The organism is Larkinella terrae (genome assembly GCF_009668025.1).
Lineage (GTDB): Bacteria > Bacteroidota > Bacteroidia > Cytophagales > Spirosomataceae > Larkinella > Larkinella terrae.
The window spans coordinates 430,979-451,256 of record NZ_WJXZ01000004.1; the positions used below are offsets into that span (position 1 = coordinate 430,979).

Annotated in this window: 19 protein-coding genes; 13 read left to right on the forward strand and 6 right to left on the reverse strand. The window is 51.9% G+C overall.

The window, feature by feature from the left end; translation table 11 throughout:
* Positions 1 to 15 precede the first annotated feature (15 nt).
* The 8 genes from eno (at position 16) to GJJ30_RS08960 (ending at position 9,528) form a co-directional block, all read left to right on the forward strand.
* A complete protein-coding gene (eno, locus tag GJJ30_RS08925) occupies positions 16 to 1,293 on the forward strand; it encodes a phosphopyruvate hydratase (protein ID WP_154174784.1) in 1,278 nt (425 codons plus the stop codon).
* A gap of 51 nt (positions 1,294 to 1,344) precedes the next feature.
* Positions 1,345 to 1,659, forward strand: a complete 315-nt coding sequence (locus tag GJJ30_RS08930; protein WP_154174785.1) for an FtsB family cell division protein — start codon at positions 1,345 to 1,347, stop codon at positions 1,657 to 1,659.
* Between the two features lie 72 nt (positions 1,660 to 1,731).
* Complete coding sequence (locus GJJ30_RS08935; protein ID WP_154174786.1) at positions 1,732 to 2,259, forward strand: low molecular weight protein-tyrosine-phosphatase; 528 nt, start codon at positions 1,732 to 1,734, stop codon at positions 2,257 to 2,259.
* 192 nt (positions 2,260 to 2,451) lie between these two features.
* The gene (locus GJJ30_RS08940) at positions 2,452 to 3,399 is read left to right on the forward strand and encodes a UTP--glucose-1-phosphate uridylyltransferase (protein WP_154174787.1); all 948 of its coding nucleotides are present in this window, start codon (positions 2,452 to 2,454) and stop codon (positions 3,397 to 3,399) included.
* A gap of 3 nt (positions 3,400 to 3,402) precedes the next feature.
* Complete coding sequence (locus tag GJJ30_RS08945) at positions 3,403 to 6,744, forward strand: UTP--glucose-1-phosphate uridylyltransferase (RefSeq protein ID WP_154174788.1); 3,342 nt, start codon at positions 3,403 to 3,405, stop codon at positions 6,742 to 6,744.
* A gap of 237 nt (positions 6,745 to 6,981) precedes the next feature.
* Positions 6,982 to 8,517, forward strand: a complete 1,536-nt coding sequence (gene gpmI, locus GJJ30_RS08950) for a 2,3-bisphosphoglycerate-independent phosphoglycerate mutase (RefSeq protein WP_154174789.1) — start codon at positions 6,982 to 6,984, stop codon at positions 8,515 to 8,517.
* A 182-nt stretch (positions 8,518 to 8,699) separates the two neighbouring features.
* Positions 8,700 to 9,275, forward strand: a complete 576-nt coding sequence (locus GJJ30_RS08955; protein ID WP_229313041.1) for a hypothetical protein — start codon at positions 8,700 to 8,702, stop codon at positions 9,273 to 9,275.
* Between the two features lie 64 nt (positions 9,276 to 9,339).
* Positions 9,340 to 9,528, forward strand: coding sequence for a hypothetical protein (locus GJJ30_RS08960; protein WP_154174790.1), 189 nt, complete (start codon positions 9,340 to 9,342; stop codon positions 9,526 to 9,528).
* A gap of 204 nt (positions 9,529 to 9,732) precedes the next feature.
* On the opposite strand, the gene GJJ30_RS08965 is transcribed toward GJJ30_RS08960, so the two are convergent.
* From GJJ30_RS08965 to GJJ30_RS08975, 3 genes are all read right to left on the reverse strand, one after another.
* A complete protein-coding gene (locus GJJ30_RS08965; RefSeq protein WP_154174791.1) occupies positions 9,733 to 10,545 on the reverse strand; it encodes a TPM domain-containing protein in 813 nt (270 codons plus the stop codon).
* Positions 10,546 to 10,980 (reverse strand): TPM domain-containing protein, encoded by a 435-nt coding sequence (locus GJJ30_RS08970; RefSeq protein ID WP_154174792.1) that lies wholly within the window; start codon positions 10,978 to 10,980, stop codon positions 10,546 to 10,548. It abuts the gene before it with no gap.
* 87 nt (positions 10,981 to 11,067) lie between these two features.
* Positions 11,068 to 11,649: a LemA family protein gene (locus GJJ30_RS08975; RefSeq protein WP_154174793.1), complete on the reverse strand. Its 582-nt coding sequence runs from the start codon at positions 11,647 to 11,649 to the stop codon at positions 11,068 to 11,070.
* Positions 11,650 to 11,904: 255 nt separating this feature from the next.
* On the opposite strand from GJJ30_RS08975, the gene GJJ30_RS08980 reads away from it, so the two are divergent.
* The gene (locus tag GJJ30_RS08980) at positions 11,905 to 12,693 is read left to right on the forward strand and encodes an SDR family oxidoreductase (RefSeq protein WP_154174794.1); all 789 of its coding nucleotides are present in this window, start codon (positions 11,905 to 11,907) and stop codon (positions 12,691 to 12,693) included.
* Positions 12,694 to 12,923: 230 nt separating this feature from the next.
* Here the strand turns inward: GJJ30_RS08980 and GJJ30_RS08985 are convergent, their stop codons facing one another.
* The 3 genes from GJJ30_RS08985 to GJJ30_RS08995 all read right to left on the reverse strand — a co-directional run bounded on the left by GJJ30_RS08985 (position 12,924) and on the right by GJJ30_RS08995 (position 15,703).
* Positions 12,924 to 13,658 (reverse strand): DUF4129 domain-containing protein, encoded by a 735-nt coding sequence (locus tag GJJ30_RS08985; protein WP_154174795.1) that lies wholly within the window; start codon positions 13,656 to 13,658, stop codon positions 12,924 to 12,926.
* A complete protein-coding gene (locus GJJ30_RS08990; protein WP_154174796.1) occupies positions 13,642 to 14,523 on the reverse strand; it encodes a hypothetical protein in 882 nt (293 codons plus the stop codon). The genes GJJ30_RS08985 and GJJ30_RS08990 overlap by 17 nt, the downstream gene beginning before the upstream one ends.
* Positions 14,524 to 14,746: 223 nt before the next feature.
* The gene (locus tag GJJ30_RS08995) at positions 14,747 to 15,703 is read right to left on the reverse strand and encodes a stage II sporulation protein M (protein ID WP_154174797.1); all 957 of its coding nucleotides are present in this window, start codon (positions 15,701 to 15,703) and stop codon (positions 14,747 to 14,749) included.
* Between the two features lie 174 nt (positions 15,704 to 15,877).
* Between GJJ30_RS08995 and GJJ30_RS09000 the strand changes: the two genes are divergently transcribed.
* From GJJ30_RS09000 to GJJ30_RS09015, 4 genes are all read left to right on the forward strand, one after another.
* Entirely contained in the window at positions 15,878 to 16,981 is a 1,104-nt protein-coding gene (locus GJJ30_RS09000) for a glycosyltransferase family 4 protein (RefSeq protein ID WP_154174798.1), read from the forward strand.
* Positions 16,982 to 18,166 (forward strand): glycosyltransferase, encoded by a 1,185-nt coding sequence (locus GJJ30_RS32575; RefSeq protein ID WP_154174799.1) that lies wholly within the window; start codon positions 16,982 to 16,984, stop codon positions 18,164 to 18,166.
* Between the two features lie 96 nt (positions 18,167 to 18,262).
* Positions 18,263 to 18,961 carry an RDD family protein gene (locus GJJ30_RS09010; protein ID WP_154174800.1) on the forward strand — a complete coding sequence of 233 codons (699 nt, stop codon included), beginning with the start codon at positions 18,263 to 18,265 and terminating at the stop codon, positions 18,959 to 18,961.
* Positions 18,962 to 19,077: 116 nt separating this feature from the next.
* Positions 19,078 to 20,277, forward strand: a complete 1,200-nt coding sequence (locus tag GJJ30_RS09015; protein WP_154174801.1) for a M20 metallopeptidase family protein — start codon at positions 19,078 to 19,080, stop codon at positions 20,275 to 20,277.
* Position 20,278 lies beyond the last annotated feature (1 nt).

Genomic DNA, 20,278 nt, shown 5'->3' on the forward strand with positions numbered 1-20,278 from the left:
ACTTTTTCAGACACAATGAGTATTATTCAGTCCATTCATGCCAGACAGATTCTGGATTCGAGAGGCAATCCGACCGTCGAAGTAGATGTACGTACCGAAAACGGTTTTTTGGGCCGGGCAGCCGTTCCATCGGGTGCTTCAACCGGTTCACACGAAGCCGTCGAATTGCGTGACGATGATCCGAAAAAGTACGTCGGCAAGGGCGTGCTGAGAGCGGTTCAGAACGTTAATGAACTGATTTTTCCGGAACTGGTAGGATCTTCGGTTTTTGATCAGAACATGATCGACCGGATTATGATTGAGCTGGATGGAACTTCCAATAAAGGCCGTCTGGGTGCCAACGCAATTCTGGGTGTATCGCTGGCCATCGCCAAAGCCGCTGCACAGGAAGCCGGTTTGCCGTTGTATCGCTACATCGGTGGTGTTAACGCCAATACGCTGCCCGTACCGATGATGAACATTCTGAACGGTGGTAGCCATGCTGATAACTCGATTGATTTCCAGGAGTTTATGGTAATGCCGGTCGGCGCGCCGAGCTTCTCGGAAGCCCTGCGTTGGGGAACGGAAGTATTCCACTCGCTGAAAAAAGTACTGAAAGGCAAAGGAATGTCGACCAACGTGGGCGACGAAGGCGGTTTTGCGCCGAACATTCCGTCGAACGAAGAGGCTATCCAGATCATTCTGCAAGCCATCGACAAAGCCGGTTACCGGGCGGGCCAGGATATTTACATCGCGATGGACGCGGCCGCTTCGGAATTCTACGAAGCCGAAACCGGAACGTACCACTTCAAAAAATCAACCGGCGACCGACTGAGCTCGTCTGAAATGGCGAATTACTGGAAAGAATGGGTTGATAAATACCCGATCATTTCCATCGAAGACGGCATGGCCGAAGACGACTGGAGTGGCTGGAAAGAACAAACCGAACTGATCGGCAAGAAAACCCAACTCGTTGGAGATGATTTGTTTGTAACCAACGTTACGCGTTTGCAGCAGGGCATCGACCAGGGAATTGCCAATGCGGTTCTGGTGAAAGTGAACCAGATCGGTTCGCTGACCGAAACCATCAACACGGTGAACCTGGCGAAACGCAATTCGTACAAAAACATCATGTCGCACCGTTCGGGCGAAACCGAAGACGCAACCATTGCGGATTTGGCCGTGGCTCTGAATACGGGCCAGATCAAAACCGGTTCGGCTTCGCGCTCGGATCGGATGGCGAAATACAACCAATTGCTGCGGATCGAAGAAGAACTGGGCGAAACCGCCTATTTTCCGGGTATAAAAATGTAAATTGAATAACCCCCGGTCTTGAAAAAGGCTGGGGGTTATCTTTCGAATCGTATGGTAAACAAGATTCTTCGGCTCGCCAAAAACTTCTATTTTGCAACCGGTATCGGTTTGCTGATCTGGATCGCGTTTTTCGACGCCAACGACATCATTTCGCAATTCCGCAACAGCGCGAAACTGAGCGATCTGGAAACCGATCTGGTTTATTACGACGAAAAAATCGAGGAAGTCGAAACCCAACGCCAGTCTATCCTGGGCAATGCGCGACTGCAGGAAAAATACGCCCGGGAAAACTACCTCATGAAAAAACCCAATGAGGACGTTTACGTGCTGGTCAACGAAAAAAATGAACCGATTGAGAAAGAATAGCTGATCTGCTGCGCGCTCCGATCCTTAGCTTCTATCCTTTCATCATCCATCGTTCATAATTCATCATTGAAAATGATCAACGTCCTGTTCGTTTGTCTGGGCAACATTTGCCGTTCGCCGGTGGCCGAAGGGGTTTTCCGGCAACTGGTGAAAGAAAACGGCCTGGAGACATCGATTCGATGCGACTCGGCTGGCACATCTTCCTACCACATTGGTGATCTGCCCGACCGCCGGACCCGCGAAAATGCCCTCGAACACGGCATTACGCTGACGCACCGTGCCCGCAAGCTGTCGGGCGAAGATTTGTCGCAATTCGATTACCTGGTGGCAATGGACGAAGCGAATTACGACGCCATTCAGTATTTCAGCCACCGCAGTATCGGCCTTTACAGCGAAGAAAATACGGTTTTACTCCGCGAGTTCGATCCGCAACCCGACAGTACGCCGGGCGGTTTGAGCGTGCCTGACCCCTACTACGAAGACGCAGCGGTTTTTGAACAGGTCTACCAGATTGTGTATCGTTGCTGTACCAATTTGCTGAATTACCTGGTTGAACAGCACCACCTGCAACCACAACCGGAGCGCCAGACCAAAAGATAAGCGCACGTCGGAACTGGCTTCAAATCCGAGAATTATTCACATTCTTACAATTTTATTCATTTGTTGAATAAGCTGTCAAATCAGCTTTGTATAATTATCTATTAGTCTGATAATTTCCATTAGATTAGAGAAATTTGGCAGTCAATTTGATCCATTACGAATCGATACGTTCAAAAATAGGCTACTTAAATTATGAGAATTAAAAAAGCCGTTATTACGGCTGCTGCGCGTGGTGAACGCCTGTATCCGGTTGCGGACACCATTCAGAAAGCCATGCTTCCGGTGATCGATACCGACGGTTTGCACAAACCGGTTATCCAGATTATTGCCGAAGAAGCCTTTGCCAGCGGAATCGAAGAATTATGCATCGTTTGCGCCCCCGGCGATGGCGACCGCTACCTGACTGCGTTCGCTTCGTTACGGGACAATCTTTTCAATTCATTCAAAGGCGTCGACTGGGCGAAGAAGGAAGCCGAAAAAATCGATCACCTACTGAGCCAGATTCAGTTTGCCGAACAACAGGAACCGCTTGGGTATGGTCACGCCGTTTACTGCGCCCGGGAATTTGTCAATAATGAGCCTTTTCTGCTGCTTTTGGGCGATTATCTCTACGTTTCGAATCTCAAACTGAAAAGCTGTGCGGCCCAGTTGCTGGAGCTGGCTTCACAGGAAAACTGCTCAGTTTCGGCCGTTAATCCGACGATCGAACACCAGATCGGGCGCTACGGGACGGTTACCGGGAAGCAGGAGCCCAACCGTTCGGGGGTGTATCAGATAGAAAAAATCATTGAAAAACCCACACTGAGTGTCGCCGAACTCGAACTGCAGACGCCCGGTTTGCGGGCCGGTTATTACCTCTGTTTTTTCGGCATGCACGTGTTTACACCTTCCATTTTTGGCATTTTACAGAAGTATATCGACCAAAGCAGTACCAACATTTTGCTGACCCCGGCTTTGCAGGAACTGGCCGAAACCGAAAATTACCTGGCACTGGAAGTCAAAGGAAACCGCTACGATTTAAGCCGGAAACATGGGCTGTTACGCGCCCAGATTGCATTGGGATTAGCGGGTGATGCCCACGGTGAAATCCTGTCGACAATGGTGGAATTATTGGCCGAAGCAAACAGCCGAACTGTCTGATATATGAATGTTTTTATAGAAACCATTATCTCGACTGATCCCGCCAAACGCAACCGTTCTTTTTATGAAATAAGTCAGCGGCTTTCGGCAAAAGAGTTGCTGGGACTGTTGCGGGAACTGGACGAGTTTCGGAAGTCGACGCCCAATTTATACGATAAAGTCAGAGCCATTCTTTTCCTGTATGCGGGTTTCCGGTTTTTCCTGATGGAGTCGGCGGAAACGCCACGGACCGGAAAAATTCCGTATGCCGGTTTTGAAGATTTGCTGGCCCGTCGGTTCGAACACGCCATCGCCACGTTTTTGCACGAACTGGATCAGCACGGCCCGGATGCGGCTCTGTTCAGCGCGTTGGCCGAAAGTTACCACCATCTATCGTTTCAGATTCTGGCCGATCAGGTACGGAAAAGCGTGCGGTCGAGCAAAGGAAATCAGTGGATGTTTCGGGTTGGGCACCGCGAAGAACACCCGATCCGGATTCATCCAGCATTACTGAAACGACCGGAAAATTCGCTCTTTTATCCTATTCTGCACGAACAGACGTCGGTGCGGATGGATTTGACCCACAGCGGCTGGTCGGATATTTTCTTCCTCGGGATGGATTATCCCGAAGGCGCGCGCGTAGTCAATATTTCCATTGATCTGGGCGTTTTCGGGCGCGATGCCGACATTCGGCCGCCGTTGAACTGCTACGTCCGCGTCATTCCCGACCCGGTTTTGCGTCTGACCAGCATCGACCTCAATACTACAAAAGACATCGACGATTTAGCCGATTTGTTCAATTTCGGTAATGACTATTTAAGTCTGGTCAAAGCGGGTGTGATTGCCTCGGGGCTCATTCCCCCCTCGTTCGAAAACACAAACCAGTCGTTGCCAGATATTCTGTCGCGGATCGTAGCGCCGGGTATGGGCATCGAACTGGTGACTAAAGTAAATGACATTCCGAAAGGCTCCCGGTTTGCGGTTTCGACCAACCTGCTGGGCTCGATTATCAGCTTGCTGATGCGGGCGACCAGCCAGACCCGGAATCTGGAAGGCGGTTTGGAAGAAAGCGAACGGCGGCTGGTGGCTTCGCGGGCCATTCTGGGCGAGTGGATTGGCGGTTCGGGCGGTGGCTGGCAGGATTCGGGTGGCGTCTGGCCCGGTATTAAAGCCATTCAGGGCACGTTTGCGCAGGAGGGCGATCCCGAATCGGGCATCAGTCGCGGAACGTTACTACCGCGTCACCGGGTGTTGCAGGGCGAGGACATTCACCCGGAAATGGGCGAAAAAATCATGAATTCGCTCGTGCTGATGCACGGCGGAATGGCCTCCAACGTCGGCCCGATTCTGGAAATGGTTACCGAGAAATACCTGCTCCGGGGCGATAAAGAGTGGAACGCCCGGCAGCAAACTAATCAGGTTTTCGACAATATCCTGGCTGCCATCAAAGAAGGCGATATTCAGAAATTGGGGGCCAATACCGCCCGAAACTGGGAAGGCCCGATCAAAACGATCATTCCGTGGGCGTCCACTTACTTCACTGAACAGATCATTTCCAAAGCAAAAACCGCCTTTGGCAACGACTACTACGGTTTTCTGATGCTCGGCGGAATGTCCGGGGGCGGAATGGGCATGTTTGTCAATCCGGCGGGTTACGAGGATTACAAAATGAAAGTGCTCGACATTCTGCGGAAAACAAAGGCGGAATTGTCGGCGTCGTTGCCGTTTGCGATGGAACCGGTTGTCTACAACTGGAGTATCAATTACAAAGGCACCTGGGCGAATCTGAAAGAAGGAAGCGACGCGTTGATGCCGGAGCAATATTACGGGATTCACGTGTCGGAACTGGTTCGCAAAGATCCCGCTTCGATTTCGTACATCCGGCGGGCCGAAATCGACTTGTTTACGACCTACTGCGAGAAAAATAACCTGGCATATCCGCTCCTGCGAACGATAATCAGTAATCTGTTCAAAGTTTCGGACCCGACTTCGCAGAGCAACCGCAGCGTAGAAAACGAAAAAGCGGATCGGATCAAGAAAGAAAACGGTTTCGATTACATCCAGCACGAAGAGATTCGGGAAGATTTGCAGAAAGGCCGTATCGGTCTGTCGCGCAACCGCTTACCAGCCGAAACCAGCATTGAAGATGTGCAGCCGGGCGATCTTGTGCAGTTTGACGAACTTACTACCACCGCGGCAAAAACCGGTGAAGCGGCTATTCGGGGCGGGAAAGTGGCGGTTTTGAGTTTGGCCGCCGGTGTCGGCAGCCGCTGGACCAAAGGTGCGGGCGTTATCAAAGCCCTGAATCCGTTTGTGGAAATTGACGGCAAGCACCGCAGTTTTCTGGAAATCCATCTCGCCAAAACCCGGAAAGTGTCGGAAACGTACGGCGGCATGATTCCGCATCTGGTCGCAACCAGCTATCTGACGCACGAACCAATCCGGCGGACGCTGGAAGAAACCGGTAATTTTGGGTATTCGGGAGCGACGTATCTATCGCCGGGCCGGTCGATTGGGCAGCGGTATGTGCCGATGGAGCGCGATCTGCGGTTTATGTGGGAAGAAATGCCGCAGGAAACCCTCGATGAAAACAAGCAGAAAGTGCGCGACGCCGTTCGTCAGACGATGATTGGCTGGGCCAAATCGAAAGGCGAAGGCTCGGATTACGTCGATAACATCGCGGCACAGCGGTTTTCGCCGTTGGGCCACTGGTACGAAGTTTCCAATCTGCTCCGCAACGGTGTTCTGGCGCAATTGCTGGCCGACCAGCCGCAGGTTGAAACGATTGTTTTACACAATATCGATACCCTCGGAATGGACGTGGACCCGGCGGTTTTGGGACATCACCTCGAATCGGGGAACATGCTGACGTTTGAAGTCGTGCCTCGTCGGATCGAAGATCGGGGGGGAGGGTTGACGCGCGTGAACGGTCACCTTCGGATGCTGGAAGGACTCGCGCAGCCGCGTGAAGAGGACGAGCTGAACCTGAGTTATTACAGTTCCAACACGACCTGGATCCAGATCGATCCGCTGTTGGCGCTGTTCGGTCTGACGCGGCAGGATTTGCAGGACGGCGACGAAGCCCGGCTGGCGAAGGCCGTCCGGAGCGTGGCTCACCGCATTCCGACCTATGTGACGATTAAAGACGTGAAATACCGCTGGGGCCACGGTCAGGAGGATATTTATCCGGTGGCGCAAATTGAAAAACTCTGGAGCGACATGTCGGCGCTGACCGACGTGCCGTGCGGGTATATTGCGGTTTCGCGGATGCGCGGGCAGCAGCTCAAAGATCCCGCTCAACTCGATGCCTGGGTCACCGACGGCAGCAAAGACTACATCGCCGGTTTGGGGACGTTTGACGTTTGATGGTTGCGAATGGTTAAATGGTTCTGATGGTTAAATGGCTGGATGATTTTGATGGTTAAAATGGTTAAAAAATGGTTACAGGGAGCAATGCCGCTCAAATTAATCATTCAACCATTTTTAACCATCAGAATCATTTAACCATTTTTAATTATCAGGACCATCCAGCCATTTAGTCATCCAAACCATCTTTAACCATAAAATAATGTCTTTTGCCGCTGATATTGTTAATTTCGAAGCATGAACAAGAAAGTCATTTTGATGATTCTGGACGGCTGGGGAATTGCCCGAAAGATCGATGTATCGGCCATTGATGCCGCCAATACGCCATTTATTGATTCGCTGTATACGAAGTATTCACACAGCCAGCTCGAAGCCTCGGGCCTGGCCGTTGGTTTACCGGCGGGTCAGATGGGCAACTCCGAAGTAGGGCACATGAACCTCGGCGCGGGGCGAATTGTGTATCAGGATTTAGTGAAAATCAACTTAGCGGTCGAACAGCATACCCTCGATAAAGAACCGGTTTTGCTGGATGCGCTGAATTATGCCAAAACCAACGGTAAAAAAGTCCATTTTATCGGGCTGGTGTCCGACGGCGGGGTGCACTCCCACATCGAACACCTGAAAGGATTGTGCACGGTGGCGCATGAACAGGGTTTGACGGATGTGTTCATCCACGCCTTTACCGACGGCCGCGATACCGACCCCAAAAGTGGCTACGGTTTTCTGGCCGATCTTGATAATCACCTGAAAACCAGTACGGGCCGGATTGCCACGATCATCGGGCGGTATTACGCCATGGACCGCGACAACCGCTGGGAACGCGTCAAGCTGGCGTACGATGCGATGGTGAAAGGCGTTGGCCACGACACCTGCGAGGTGGGCGGTGAATTGTCGGCCATTCATAAATCGTACGAAGAAGGTGTCACCGACGAGTTTATCAAGCCGATCATCGTAACGAATCCCGATGGCAGTCCGCTGACGACGATTCAGGATGGCGACGTGGTGCTTTGTTTCAATTTCCGCACCGACCGGGGCCGTGAAATCACGCTGGCGCTCAGCCAACGCGATTATCCGGAGCAGGATATGAAGAAATTGAATCTGTATTACGTCACGCTGACCAATTACGACAACGAATTTGTGGGCGTAAAAGTCATTTACGACAAAGATAACCTGACGAGTACGCTCGGCGAAGTGGTTTCGAAAGCGGGTAAAAAACAGATTCGGATTGCCGAAACCGAGAAATATCCGCACGTAACGTTCTTCTTTTCCGGGGGGCGCGAAGACGTGTTCGAAGGCGAAAGCCGCTTGCTGTGTCCTTCGCCCAAAGTGGCAACCTACGACCTGAAACCGGAAATGAGCGCGTTTGACATCCGCGACGCCATTATTCCGGAACTGGAGCGCGAACAGGTTGATTTCGTCTGTCTGAACTTTGCCAATACCGATATGGTGGGGCATACGGGCGTTTTTTCGGCCGTCGTAAAAGCCGCCGAAACCGTTGACCAATGCGCGCAGGCCGTGATTACCACGGCGCTGGCCCACGGTTATTCAACCATTGTGATTGCCGACCACGGGAATGCCGACTACATGATCAACGAAGATGGCTCGCCCAATACCGCTCACACGACCAACCCGGTTCCGTGTATTCTGGTCGATGACAATTTCCATCCGAAGCTCAACAACGGCGTTCTGGCCGACATTGCCCCCACGATCCTGCAACTGATGGGCATCGAACAACCCGCCGTGATGACGGGCCACAGTTTGATTGCGGAATAGAGTAAAATAGAGTAAAGAGATGAGAAGTGAGACAAGAGATGGTTACCGGTTTTTAGTCTCTCGTCTCACTTCTCTCTTCTTTGTTCTCAACAAAACTTTTCGACTCGGGTTGGTGTTCGCCAACTGGGTAACAAGCAGTGTACGCCCCCTGATTGGAAAGTCAGGGGTTATTTTTTATCAGGATGAAATTTAGTTACGGAATTGTTATTGTTCTGGGGATGGCCGCCTGTTCCAATCCGACCAAGGAAGCACCCGCCGGGACTTACTACGACCTGAAGTCGTATATCGAGCGGCAAATCAGCCAGTTGCAGAAACAACAGCCTACGGTGGTGAAACAGGCCGGTTTTGGTGATGACAAGGAACGGCAAACGACGAAAACCATCGACTGGAGTCGCGAGCTGGATTTGTTTCTGCAAGCGGATATCAATAAACAGGCGTATCAGTCCAGTTACCAGAAAAACCGCCCGGATTCGCTGACGTACGAATACGTTTTGAAACCGGGTGAAAACCTGCCGGTTAAGCAATTGCGCGTCGAACTGGACTCGGTTACCCGCCAACCCCGGCTGGTGAAAGCGACGTTACGAACGAAGAACTCCCTCTACGAATCGGAGCGAAACGTCTGGCTGGAAAGCAACAAAGGGGCCATCAAACATTATCACATCGAAGGATTTCAGCAACTGGCCTGGCTGGATGCCAAGCGGTTTTTGATTGACGGGGAGATAACGCCGTTCAGTGAAAAAACGTTAATTTGGAAATAATTAAACGTATAAAGCGATGTAACTAACACTGAAAGCGCCAACTGATTCTTTAGATACTGGTTTTTTGGAGGCTATTAAAGAACGCTTTGGGAAAAAGGAAGTTGAAATAACCGTAAAGGAAGTAGAAAATAATAAGCCTGTCGATCAGAAAGAACTCTTTCGAACGATGGAAGAGCTGCGTGAGCGATTTAAAGACATATATGTATATCCTAGTTTAAATCTTTCTGATTTGGCAAATGAAGTTAATTTGTGATTAATTGATTCAGATTAAATAACCGACAAAATCGCTATTTATTAGCCCCCGGTTGAAACCGGGGGCGCCAAATAAAACCCGAATTGATAGCCGTTTTAACGGTTTTCTAGGCATGGAAACCGTTAAAACCCTTCATTTGTCGGGTTATTTTCGCTTTCCCACAGCTGAAGCAGTGGGCTGATAGAAGGTATTTCGACGGATTCTTTAATAATCCCCGCCAGCGCCACCACCACCGAAGCTGCCGCCCCCAAAACCGCCGAAGCTGCTGCCTCCGCCACCACCTCCTCCGCCCCAATTACCGGACGAGCTGCCCCAGCCGGAAAAGGTGGACGTCGGGAAGGGAACCGGAAAGAATCCGCCACCCCGGTTTCGGTTGCTGCCGCCACCGCCCCGGTTCCGGCTGATCCAGATAATGACAACGATGATCACGAAAATGATAAGGAAGAAGATAATTCCGTCCCCGGCATCGCCATCGTCGGACGCGTCGGCTTTGAATTCACCGCTGGCGCGCTGGATGATTTCGGTCGTTGCTTCGTCTAAACCCGCGTACCATTCTTCCTTCTTAAAGTGCGGAGCGATAATCTGACTGACAATCCGCTTGGAAATGGCGTCGGTAATGGCGCCTTCCAGGCCGTAGCCCGTCGCAATAAACACTTTGCGGGTGGAAGGTACCCAGGTCAGAACCAGGCCGTTATTCTGCCCTTTCTGCCCCACGCCCCACTTCCGGCCCACCTGAAAACTGAAATCACCAATCGGGTAGGGCTCGGTCGATTTGACAATCAGAATGACGATCTGAGTGGAGGTCGAGTCGTTATAAACCCGCAGTTTTTCTTCCAGTCTCGCCCGCTCATCCGGTTGCAGAATGCCGACGTAATCATTCACCAGACGCTGCGGATTGGGTTTGTCCGGAATGACATCATCCTGTCCGTACGTCTGAAAAGCAAAGACGGCAAAAAGAAGAATCAACAGAATTCGAACCGGTAGGGCAATGCGATATGTGACGAAGGAAAGATTCATTTAGTGTGAAATTTCGTCGGAAAGCTCGTTGGTATCATCATCCAATCGAGGAAAATACTGCCGTAATTGCTGGCCTGCGCGCTCGATTCCCAGACAAAAACCGGTCGTAAACCGGCCGTTGCGGAAATTCTCGCGCATGACCTCTTTGGTGGTTTCCCAAAAATCCTTGGGAACAACCCGGTCGATGCCTTCGTCGCCCAGTACGGCAAACTTCCGGTCGTCGGTGGCCAGGTAAAACAGCACGCCGTTCCGCTGGGCGGTTTGATCCATGTTCAGTTGCCGGAAAACCTGCACCGCCCGCTCGATGACATCGGGAGTCGGACAAAGCAGTTCAATGTGAACCCGGATTTCGCCCGAGGTTTCCAGTTCAGCCGACCGAATCGCCTGAATGATCTCCTGCTGCTCTTCGGCAGTGAAAAGGTTGATTGCGGACATGAAAGGAATGACGGATTATGAACGATGAGTGATGAATTAGGAATGAAGTGTCGGAACATACATCGTTCATAATTCATCACCCACCATTTAAAACTGAACCGTTGGGGCGTTTTGGGCGGCTTGTGAGGCTTCGAAGAACCCTTTGGGCGAGAAACCGAAAATGCCCGCGAAAATGTTGGCCGGGAACGTACGTACGGAAACGTTGTAGTCTTTCACGGCCGCGTTAAAGTCGTTCCGCGCTACCGTAATGCGGTTTTCGGTCCCTTCCAGCTGCGACTGTAGTTCGGAGAAGTTCTGGGTGGCTTTCAACTGCGGGTAGTTTTCGGATACGGCCAGCAGGCGCGATAAGGTACCGCTCAACTGATCCTGCGCAGCCTGGAATTTCTGAACATTTTCGGGCGTCAGCTGATCTGCACTTAACTGAACGCTGGTAGCTTTCGAACGGGCTTCCATGACGGCCGTCAGCGTGCTTTTCTCAAAATTAGCGGCCCCTTTGACGGTGTTGACCAGGTTCGGAATCAGGTCGGCCCGGCGTTGGTACTGGGCCTGCACCTGCGCCCATTTTTCGCCGACGTTCGCGTCTTTTCCAACAATACCGTTATATGTGCTGCATCCGAAGAAACCAAAAATCAGAGCAATGACGATGACAATAATAAGACCTTTTGACATGGTTGTGTGTAGGTTAATGTGTTAGCAAAGATCATCAAAACCGGATCGGTATCGTGAAAATTTACAGGATCGGACGCTTTTGGCCGTAATTCATTCGCCGGGGTTGATGATTGGAAACCGGTACGGTTTTGCAAAAAGCGGTTTGGATCAATAACTGATTACTTCCACGAATTGATTGGTAAATTAGTAAAAATCTTGTTGTAACGCCGTTATTTAGCGGGTTACTCCAATGGGTAGACTTTAATTACTGGAAATATGAATCTTTCGCTTACCGGAAAAACCGCCATTGTCTGTGGCAGCACGCAGGGAATTGGCTACGCTTCCGCCGTTGAACTGGCCTTGTTGGGTGCCAATGTCACGCTATTGGCCCGAAATGAAGAGAAATTAAAAACCGCCGTGGCTTCGCTGGACACGAAATTGGGCCAGAAACACCAGTACCGGGTGGCCGATTTTGAGAATCCAAACGATGTCAAAACCGTCGTAGATGCCTATCTGGCAGAATTTCCAGAGGTTCACCTGCTGATCAACAACACCGGCGGTCCGGTGGGCGGGCCACTTATCGATGCCAAACTGGAGGAATTCACCAAAACCTTTGCGGCTCATCTACTGAATAATCAGCTCCTGGCGCAGGCCGTGGTGCCGTCGATGAAAAGGGCGGGATATGGCCGGATTGTCAACATTATTTCCACTTCCGTGAAACAGCCGATCGTCGGGCTGGGCGTTTCCAACACCATTCGCGGGGCGGTGGCGCAGTGGGCCAAAACGCTGTCGCTCGAACTGGCGCAATTTGGCATCACTGTGAACAATGTGTTACCTGGTTATACAAAAACCGCCCGTCTGGATGCTACCCTCGACAACCGGGCGAAGGCGCAACAGAAATCGCGGGCTGAAATTGAAGCGCAGATGCGGGCCGAAATTCCGATGGGGCGGTTTGTCGAACCGGAGGAAGTGGGGGCCGCAGCCGCTTTTCTCTGCACACCTGCAGCCGCTGCCATCAACGGAATTAATGTACCGGTGGATGGTGGAAAAACCGGAGGGTTGTAAATTGAAAATGGCCGGTTTTGGGATATCTGATAAATTCTGGTCGCATAGCGACCCAATGTTTGTAGAAATGCAGCCGGGTTGACTATATGGGTCGCGTAGCGACCGAACGAAAAATCGAGTTAGATCGCTACGTGACCTGAGAAGAATGAATCGATCGGTTTTTGCTACAAACATAAAGTCGCTATGCGACTCAAATGCCTGTTCAAATCCTTCAGCTGTAAACCGGGAAACTACCGCCGGAACCGCTCGAACGACTCCTGCAAGGGCTTGAACCGCTCTTCGGTAATCGGGAAATCGCCGTACCAGATGTATTCAAACTGCGTCGTCAGGGATTCAAATTCCGGCTGCCGGGGCGACTGTGCCAGTTCGTAGACGTAACTACGGTTGGTTTTGTTCGGTTTCCAGTCAATCAGGTTGTGATTACTCAGGTGTTTCAGCGTTTGCAGGTAGAGCAGCCGCACCGCCAGCCGGTAATTCCGCTGTTCGATGGCCGCTTCGATTTGCTGCTCAAAATCGATTTCGTGGATGTTTTCCGTCAGGGTCTCGTATTCCAAAGCGGTACTGCTGGCTCCCTTACTAAAAATGAATCCCAGAATTTCGGCTTTAATCAACAGCCAGATCACCACCCCGGCGGCCATCGCCAGAATCACATACTGCCAGAAATTCTGGTAGGATTTACTCCGCATAAACTCGTTTACTTTCCGCCAGAACCAGGTCCAGAATTTAGCCCACAAGCTATTGGCCGGTTTCAGATCCTGGCCGTATTGATACTCGCGGTCGTTGCGGAAGTCGTCGAGTCGGGCGGTTTTGGGTTTGCGAATCAGCACCGGACTGCGGTCGTCGGGTGCGGGTTGCGCCTGCACCGTATCTTTCGGCTGGGGAACGGGCAACTGCGCCCAAACCGGAAAACCGCCGAGGTTCAGCAACAACAAACTATAAATCAGTCGCTTAATAATCGCCTTCATTGTTGGAACGGGGAATGGGCGGAGGCAAAGGCGAGCCAATGCTGTCGATTGCTGAGAGAATGCTGCGGCCATCCCGCAATTCAACCAGGTTAAAGTATTGAAAAGCAATGCCTAACGCGATAAGCGACGAAACCACCACACCGCCCACCGTACTCAGAATGCTGGTCAGAATGGTGACGTAAACCGGCACGTTCGGAGCCAGTTTCAACGCCACCATCATGCTGACACCGGCTGCCGGGACGTTGAAGGCAAAGCTGAGAATGTAAGCAATGAAGCTGATGATGATGATCAGTCCGAACGTCGACCACCATTTGTCGCGGATCAAATCGAAACTGCGCCCTATAAAAGAACCAACCGAACCCTCTTCGAAAACCACAATGGGCAACGCCAGCGTAAACACTACGCCCAGGTAAATGCCCGGAATCACCAGAAACAGCGTGGCAACGACGACGAGCATACCGACAACCAGCCAGGTGACGAGCGCCCGCCCCAGCGCGTTCTGAACTTCGGCCCAAACCGCTTCCACGGTTATTGGCTCACCGGAGTTGCGGTTGTATACTTTCAAATGGCCGTAAACCGTCAGATTGACGAGCAGCGGAATGAACATCGCCAGCACGATCGCAACGATGTAATACGGACTCGAAAGCTGCTGGAGCATCCAGGAATTCATCTGGGTCTTACTGCCAATGGTGGGCTGAACCGACCACATCGACGCCGACGCGATCCCCGAAGCAATGCCCGCAATCAGGGCCGGAGCCCCGGCAATGTACAGCAGCGCCATGCCGAGGGTGCGAATATTTTTGACCGCGTACTGAACCGTAGCGTTGATCTTCTCGCCGAAATCGCGCGTTTGGTATAAGTTCATAGTGTGGAGTTTATAGTTTTTAATTTATGTCTTAGATTTTCAATAGTTTGCTTTTTGACTATAAATCAGAAACGATAAGAGATTGTCCAAAAATAGTAAATCATGTTTTCTATGTTGCCCCCAACCCCCTAAAGGGGGCTTTAGCACACCGATTAAAGCCCCTTTTAGGGGGTTGGGGGCAAAGCGAAAGAAGGAAAATTATAAAGTTTAGACAGTCACTAAACTAGTTAAACTTTTTTTCCAGCCGGATCGGATACAGAATAAAATACCAGATGATGAACGCAGCCGACGCCAGGATAATAATCGAACTGACCACCGGAGGCAACGGCAGGCGCGTAACGAAGCTTTCCAGAAAACCCGCCGTGATGAAAACCGGTACCAGACCGATCACGATTTTTAGCCCCTGTTTGGCTCCCCGTTTGAACGACTCCAGCCGCGACCAGGTTCCCGGAAACAACAGGCTGTTGCCGAGCGTCAGACCGGCGCTCCCCGCAATCACAATCGCCGAAATTTCGAGCGTTCCGTGAATCCAGATGGTCAATACCGACGGCAGCAGCAGGCCCCGTTCGTAAAAAAAATACTGAAAAGCGCCCAGCATGACGCCGTTCTGAAACATCACCGCAAGGGTGCCAAACGACGCAAACAGGCCCAGAATGAACGCAATGAACGAAACCCGGATGTTGTTGACGGTAATGCCCAGAAACATATCGGCCTGCCCACCGCTTTTGTAAACCGCCAGCGGATCGCCTTTCCGGATGTTTTCGAGCGTCATGTTGACGTAATCGTCGCCCAGAATCAGCCGGACGAAGGTGTCATCGTTGGCCGCCGAAACCCAGCCGAGGGTGGCCGCAACCAGAAACACAAGGAACGACACCAGCAAAAGCCGGTGCGATTTCCGAAACAGCAACGGCAGTTCAATTTTCCAGAACTGCACGAACCGGCCGCGGTCTTCGCGTTTGTTGAGCATCAGCCGCCGATGCATGGTGGCCGCCAGCCCGTTGAGGTAGCGCGTAACGGGCGAAGTTGGATAAAACGTCCGCGCGTACGACAGATCGTCGGTCAGTTCAATAAACCGTTCGGTCAGAATGTCGGGGTCGGTGCGGTCGTTGGCGGTAATCGGTTCGCTTTCGATTTCCTGCCACTTTTCCGTATTTCGTTTGATAAAAACTGCTTCACGCATGAAAAAACCGGGTTATGGGCCGAAACCCATTGGGTCGGATAAGTTGCAAAGCAAATCCCATATTTCAAAACCGCTCATCAAAACCGGGGCTATACCGTCGATTTCGTTCACGAATAGTCGTTGTCAAAGGGTTTCTCCGTAAGTTTGCAGTTTCGGTGCGTATTTAAATCAGGTATGAAAATATTGTTTGACCATCAGGCCTTTACCGGAGTGCGCTACGGAGGAGTATCCCGGTATTTTTACGACCTGATGGTATCGCTTCAGCAGAAAGGGGTTGAAACCCAGCTCTCGCTCTTGTTTTCCAACAACGCCTATTTGCTGGAAAGTGACGCGTTTCGGGTGCAGTCTTTTCCGTATTTTCTGGGTTTTATGCCCACCAATATGCTTTTTTCCCAGGTAAACCGGTTGTGGAGCATCGCGCAGTTGAAGCGGAATCAGTACGACGTTTTTCACCCGACGTTCTTTCATCCGTACTTTCTGAACCACGCGAAAAAACCGTTCGTCCTGACGTATCACGACGCGATCAAAGACAAGTTTGGCGCCGAATTCGGTCACATCGACAATGCCTCAAAGGACCTGAAACAAACGCTGCTGGACCGTTCGGCGCAGGTGATTGCAGTTTCGGAAAATACCAAACAGGACCTGATCGAGTTGTTCCGAATCAAACCGGAAAAAATAACCGTCGTGCATCACGCAACGGTTTTTCAGAACCTGAACGTGCCCGAAACCTTTCAGATTCCTGTTCCGGAAGCGTATTTGCTGTACGTAGGCACGCGCAACGATTACAAGAATTTTGCCTTTTTCCTGAAAGCCATTGCGCCGACGCTCCACAAAAACCGTCCCATTCAACTGATTTGCGCCGGGGGCGGAGCGTTCAATGCGGAGGAAATTCAGTCAATCCAGCAGCTCGGCCTGACGGACCAGGTCGTTCAACGCGGCATCGACAGCGATTTTGCCCTGTTCCGGTTTTATCAGCAAGCGCTGGCCTTTGTCTATCCGTCACTTTACGAAGGTTTCGGAATCCCGATTCTGGAGGCTTTTGCGGCCGGTTGTCCAGTGATTCTGAGTCGGGCGTCCTGTTTTCCGGAAGTGGCGCAGGACGCGGCTCTGTATTTCGATCCACAATCGGAAGCGGATTTGCGGCAGCAGGTCGAAAAAATAATTGCCGACGATTCGCTGCGCCAGTCGTTGATCCGGAAAGGGTACGAGCGCGGAAAATACTTTTCGCTGGAAAAAACGGCGAGCCAAACACTACAGGTTTATCAACGTATTGCATAAGTGAACAGAGCGAAGAAAATTCTGCTTTTTGATACAATCATCGACGGGCATCACGCTGATTATCTGACGCATTTGATTACATACTGGATCGCAAACCGGCTCCAAGGCGAATTGATTGTCGTGACGCAGCAATCGTTTCAGAAGCAGTACGATGCGTTAACGAAACAAAAACCGGGGGCTGCAAACGTCCGGTTTGTGCCGATCTCGTCGTCGGACATTGAAATCGTCCACGGAGCGTCGATGGCTACGCGTTCGTTCAAGGAATGGAATTTGATGCTGAAATACATCGGAATGCATGAACCCGATCACGTCCTGCTCATGTATTTTGACCTTTTTATGCTGGCAAGCTGGCTGGGCCGTTCGGCACCCTGTGCGGTTTCCGGGATTTATTTTCGTCCGGATTTTCATTACAAAGTGCGGCCCGGCATCAAGGCCAAACTGAATGATGCCCGGAAAAAAATAACCCTGAAAGCGGTTTTGGGCGGTAAAAGTCTGGCGAATCTGTTTTGCCTGGATCATTCGGCGGTGGATGGGTTGCGGCAGTTAAGCCCGTACATCAAAATCTGGCCTCTGGCCGATCCGGTCGAATCGTACGATATTATGCCCGCCGAAGTCGAACAGTTGCGCGCAAACCTGCAAATTGAACCCAACCGCCGGATTTTGCTGCTGTTTGGTCACCTCGACGACCGGAAAGGCATCGAACCGTTGCTGGAAGCGATGAAACGCTTGCCGGCGCAACAGAAAAACCGCCTTTGTCTGGTGCTGGCCGGGCCGATCCAGCCCGACTTCCGGGCGCTGGTGGAACGTAAAATCGCCGAGGTGGGCCCCGACGTGCAGGTTGTCCGGGTGTTTCGGGAAATAAAAGGGCGCGAAATTCAGGTTCATTTTGAGCTATCGGACTACGTTCTGGCGTTATACCAGCACCACGTCGGCATGGCGTCGGTGGTGGTGCGGGCTGCGGTTTCCCGAAAACCGGTTCTGGCGTCGGATTACGGTTATCTGGGCCATCTGGTGCAATCCGAAGAGCTCGGTGCGGTAACGGACGCGACCTCGCCGGACGCCATTCGGTCGCTGCTGGAACGCGTTGTGACCACCGAAATTCCGTATTCGGAAGCCCGTCTGCAAAAGTTAGCGGAACAGAATTCGGACGTTTATTTTGCAGAGACTATTTTTAACCATCTTTAACCCTGTCAGCGGTCGGAGACCCTGACAGCGGTTATTAATGATTCTAGTATAACTCACCGCTGTCAGGGTCTCCGACCGCTGACAGGGTGTAATCGTATGACGGTTTCGATTCTGACATCCCAAAACGTTACGCTGGAGTACGAACCCGCCAGCCTGGGCGACCGTATTCTGGCGTTGCTGCTCGATTACCTGATTTTTTTTGGGTGGATAATCCTGTACGCGATTCTGGTGGCGCAACTGCCAACCGTATTCCGGAGTAATTTCTGGACCGGTTTATTTTTGCTGTTGCCGTTCATGCTTTATGATTTAGTGTGTGAAGTGTTTCTGAATGGGCAAAGTCTGGGAAAAATCGCAATGAAAATCCGGGTGGTCATGCTCGACGGATCGCAACCCGGCCTGGGGGCGTATCTGCTTCGCTGGCTGCTCCGGCTCATCGAATCGCCCTTTTTTCTGGGCGGGATGGTGGCCGTTATTACGATTGCCGTGAATGGAAAAGGGCAGCGGGTGGGCGATATTGCGGCCGGAACCACGGTTGTGAAACTAACCCGGCCCGTCTCGCTTGCTCAGGTGATCTACCGGGCGTTACCGGAGGATTACCAGGTTCGTTTTCCCGAAGTGGCCCAATTGTCCGACCGCGACCTGAACATTGTCCGGGAAGCCCTGCGGCAGAACAACCCCGAAATTAGCGGGTTGGCCGCCAACAAAGTAAAACAAGTCATCGGCGTTCGTTCGGATCTGGACGATACCACGTTCCTCCGGACGCTGATCAACGATTATCAGTTTTTGGCAAACTGACGTACCTACGGACGAAAGTCCGTAATTTTGAATGGTATGAATTAGGGTTTACTCCCCACTTGAACGAATCTCACGGACGAAAGCCTGCGCGGCCCGGTCCGTGGGTACAAAATAGAATGAAAGATCAAATCAAAACACTGGCCCGGCAATACGCTGCCGATATCGTTGCCAACCGGCGACACCTGCACGCCAATCCGGAATTGTCGTTCAATGAATACAATACGGCCCGGTTTGTGGCCGAGCAACTCAAAGCCATCGGCCTGACTCCGCAGGAAGGCGTTGCCAACACCGGTCTGGTGGCGCTGATCGAAGGCCGGAAAACCGGTTCGTCGGAAAACCGGGTCGTAGGTCTGCGCGCCGACATGGACGCCCTGCCGATTCACGAAGCCAACGATGTGCCGTATAAATCGACCGTCGAAGGTGTTATGCACGCGTGCGGGCACGATGTTCATACGTCGTCATTGCTCGGAACTGCGCGCATTTTGCAGGAACTCCGTGACCAGTTTGAGGGAACCGTCAAGCTGGTTTTTCAACCGGCGGAAGAGAAAGCACCCGGTGGCGCTTCGCTGATGATCAAGGACGGCGTCCTGGAAAATCCGTCTCCGGCCAGTATGCTCGGACAGCACGTCGCACCGAATGTTCCGGTCGGAAAAATCGGTTTTCGGGAAGGCATGTACATGGCCAGCACCGACGAACTGTATCTGACCGTGATCGGAAAAGGCGGCCACGGCGCGATGCCCGACCAGCTCATCGACCCGGTTTTGATTGCGTCGCACATCATCGTGGCACTTCAGCAGATCATCAGTCGCAACCGCAAACCGGCCAATCCGTCGGTGCTGTCGTTTGGGCGGTTTGTTGCCGACGGCGTGACGAACGTCATTCCGAACGAAGTCAAAATCGAAGGGACGTTTCGCTGCATGGACGAAGAATGGCGGGAAGACGGGTTACGGCGGATGAAAAAAATGGCCGAAGGCATGGCCGAAGCGATGGGCGCGGTTTGCGAATTTACCGTCGTGCGCGGGTATCCGTTTCTGAAAAACCACCCCGAACTGACCCGCCGGATGCGTTCGGCCGCAACGGAATACATGGGTCCCGAAAACATCGTGAACCTGGATTTGTGGATGGCGGGCGAGGATTTTGCCTTCTATTCGCAGGTCGTCGATTCGTGTTTTTACCGCCTTGGCACCCGCAATGAAGCGCGTGGCATCATTTCCGGTGTTCACACGCCTACCTTCGACATCGACGAGTCGGCACTCGAAATTGGCGCCGGTTTGATGAGCTGGCTGGCAGTGGAGGAGTTGCGAGTGAAGAGTTAAA

What these genes read in the sequence shown, in the direction of transcription:
- eno (WP_154174784.1), top strand. Translation starts at nt 16, where the DNA reads ATGAGTATTATTCAGTCCATTCATGCCAGACAGATTCTGGATTCGAGA.
- GJJ30_RS08930 (WP_154174785.1), top strand. Translation starts at nt 1,345, where the DNA reads ATGGTAAACAAGATTCTTCGGCTCGCCAAAAACTTCTATTTTGCAACC.
- GJJ30_RS08935 (WP_154174786.1), top strand. Translation starts at nt 1,732, where the DNA reads ATGATCAACGTCCTGTTCGTTTGTCTGGGCAACATTTGCCGTTCGCCG.
- GJJ30_RS08940 (WP_154174787.1), top strand. Translation starts at nt 2,452, where the DNA reads ATGAGAATTAAAAAAGCCGTTATTACGGCTGCTGCGCGTGGTGAACGC.
- GJJ30_RS08945 (WP_154174788.1), top strand. Translation starts at nt 3,403, where the DNA reads ATGAATGTTTTTATAGAAACCATTATCTCGACTGATCCCGCCAAACGC.
- gpmI (WP_154174789.1), top strand. Translation starts at nt 6,982, where the DNA reads ATGAACAAGAAAGTCATTTTGATGATTCTGGACGGCTGGGGAATTGCC.
- GJJ30_RS08955 (WP_229313041.1), top strand. Translation starts at nt 8,700, where the DNA reads ATGAAATTTAGTTACGGAATTGTTATTGTTCTGGGGATGGCCGCCTGT.
- GJJ30_RS08965 (WP_154174791.1), bottom strand. Translation starts at nt 10,545, where the DNA reads ATGAATCTTTCCTTCGTCACATATCGCATTGCCCTACCGGTTCGAATT.
- GJJ30_RS08970 (WP_154174792.1), bottom strand. Translation starts at nt 10,980, where the DNA reads ATGTCCGCAATCAACCTTTTCACTGCCGAAGAGCAGCAGGAGATCATT.
- GJJ30_RS08975 (WP_154174793.1), bottom strand. Translation starts at nt 11,649, where the DNA reads ATGTCAAAAGGTCTTATTATTGTCATCGTCATTGCTCTGATTTTTGGT.
- GJJ30_RS08980 (WP_154174794.1), top strand. Translation starts at nt 11,905, where the DNA reads ATGAATCTTTCGCTTACCGGAAAAACCGCCATTGTCTGTGGCAGCACG.
- GJJ30_RS08985 (WP_154174795.1), bottom strand. Translation starts at nt 13,658, where the DNA reads ATGAAGGCGATTATTAAGCGACTGATTTATAGTTTGTTGTTGCTGAAC.
- GJJ30_RS08990 (WP_154174796.1), bottom strand. Translation starts at nt 14,523, where the DNA reads ATGAACTTATACCAAACGCGCGATTTCGGCGAGAAGATCAACGCTACG.
- GJJ30_RS08995 (WP_154174797.1), bottom strand. Translation starts at nt 15,703, where the DNA reads ATGCGTGAAGCAGTTTTTATCAAACGAAATACGGAAAAGTGGCAGGAA.
- GJJ30_RS09000 (WP_154174798.1), top strand. Translation starts at nt 15,878, where the DNA reads ATGAAAATATTGTTTGACCATCAGGCCTTTACCGGAGTGCGCTACGGA.
- GJJ30_RS09010 (WP_154174800.1), top strand. Translation starts at nt 18,263, where the DNA reads ATGACGGTTTCGATTCTGACATCCCAAAACGTTACGCTGGAGTACGAA.
- GJJ30_RS09015 (WP_154174801.1), top strand. Translation starts at nt 19,078, where the DNA reads ATGAAAGATCAAATCAAAACACTGGCCCGGCAATACGCTGCCGATATC.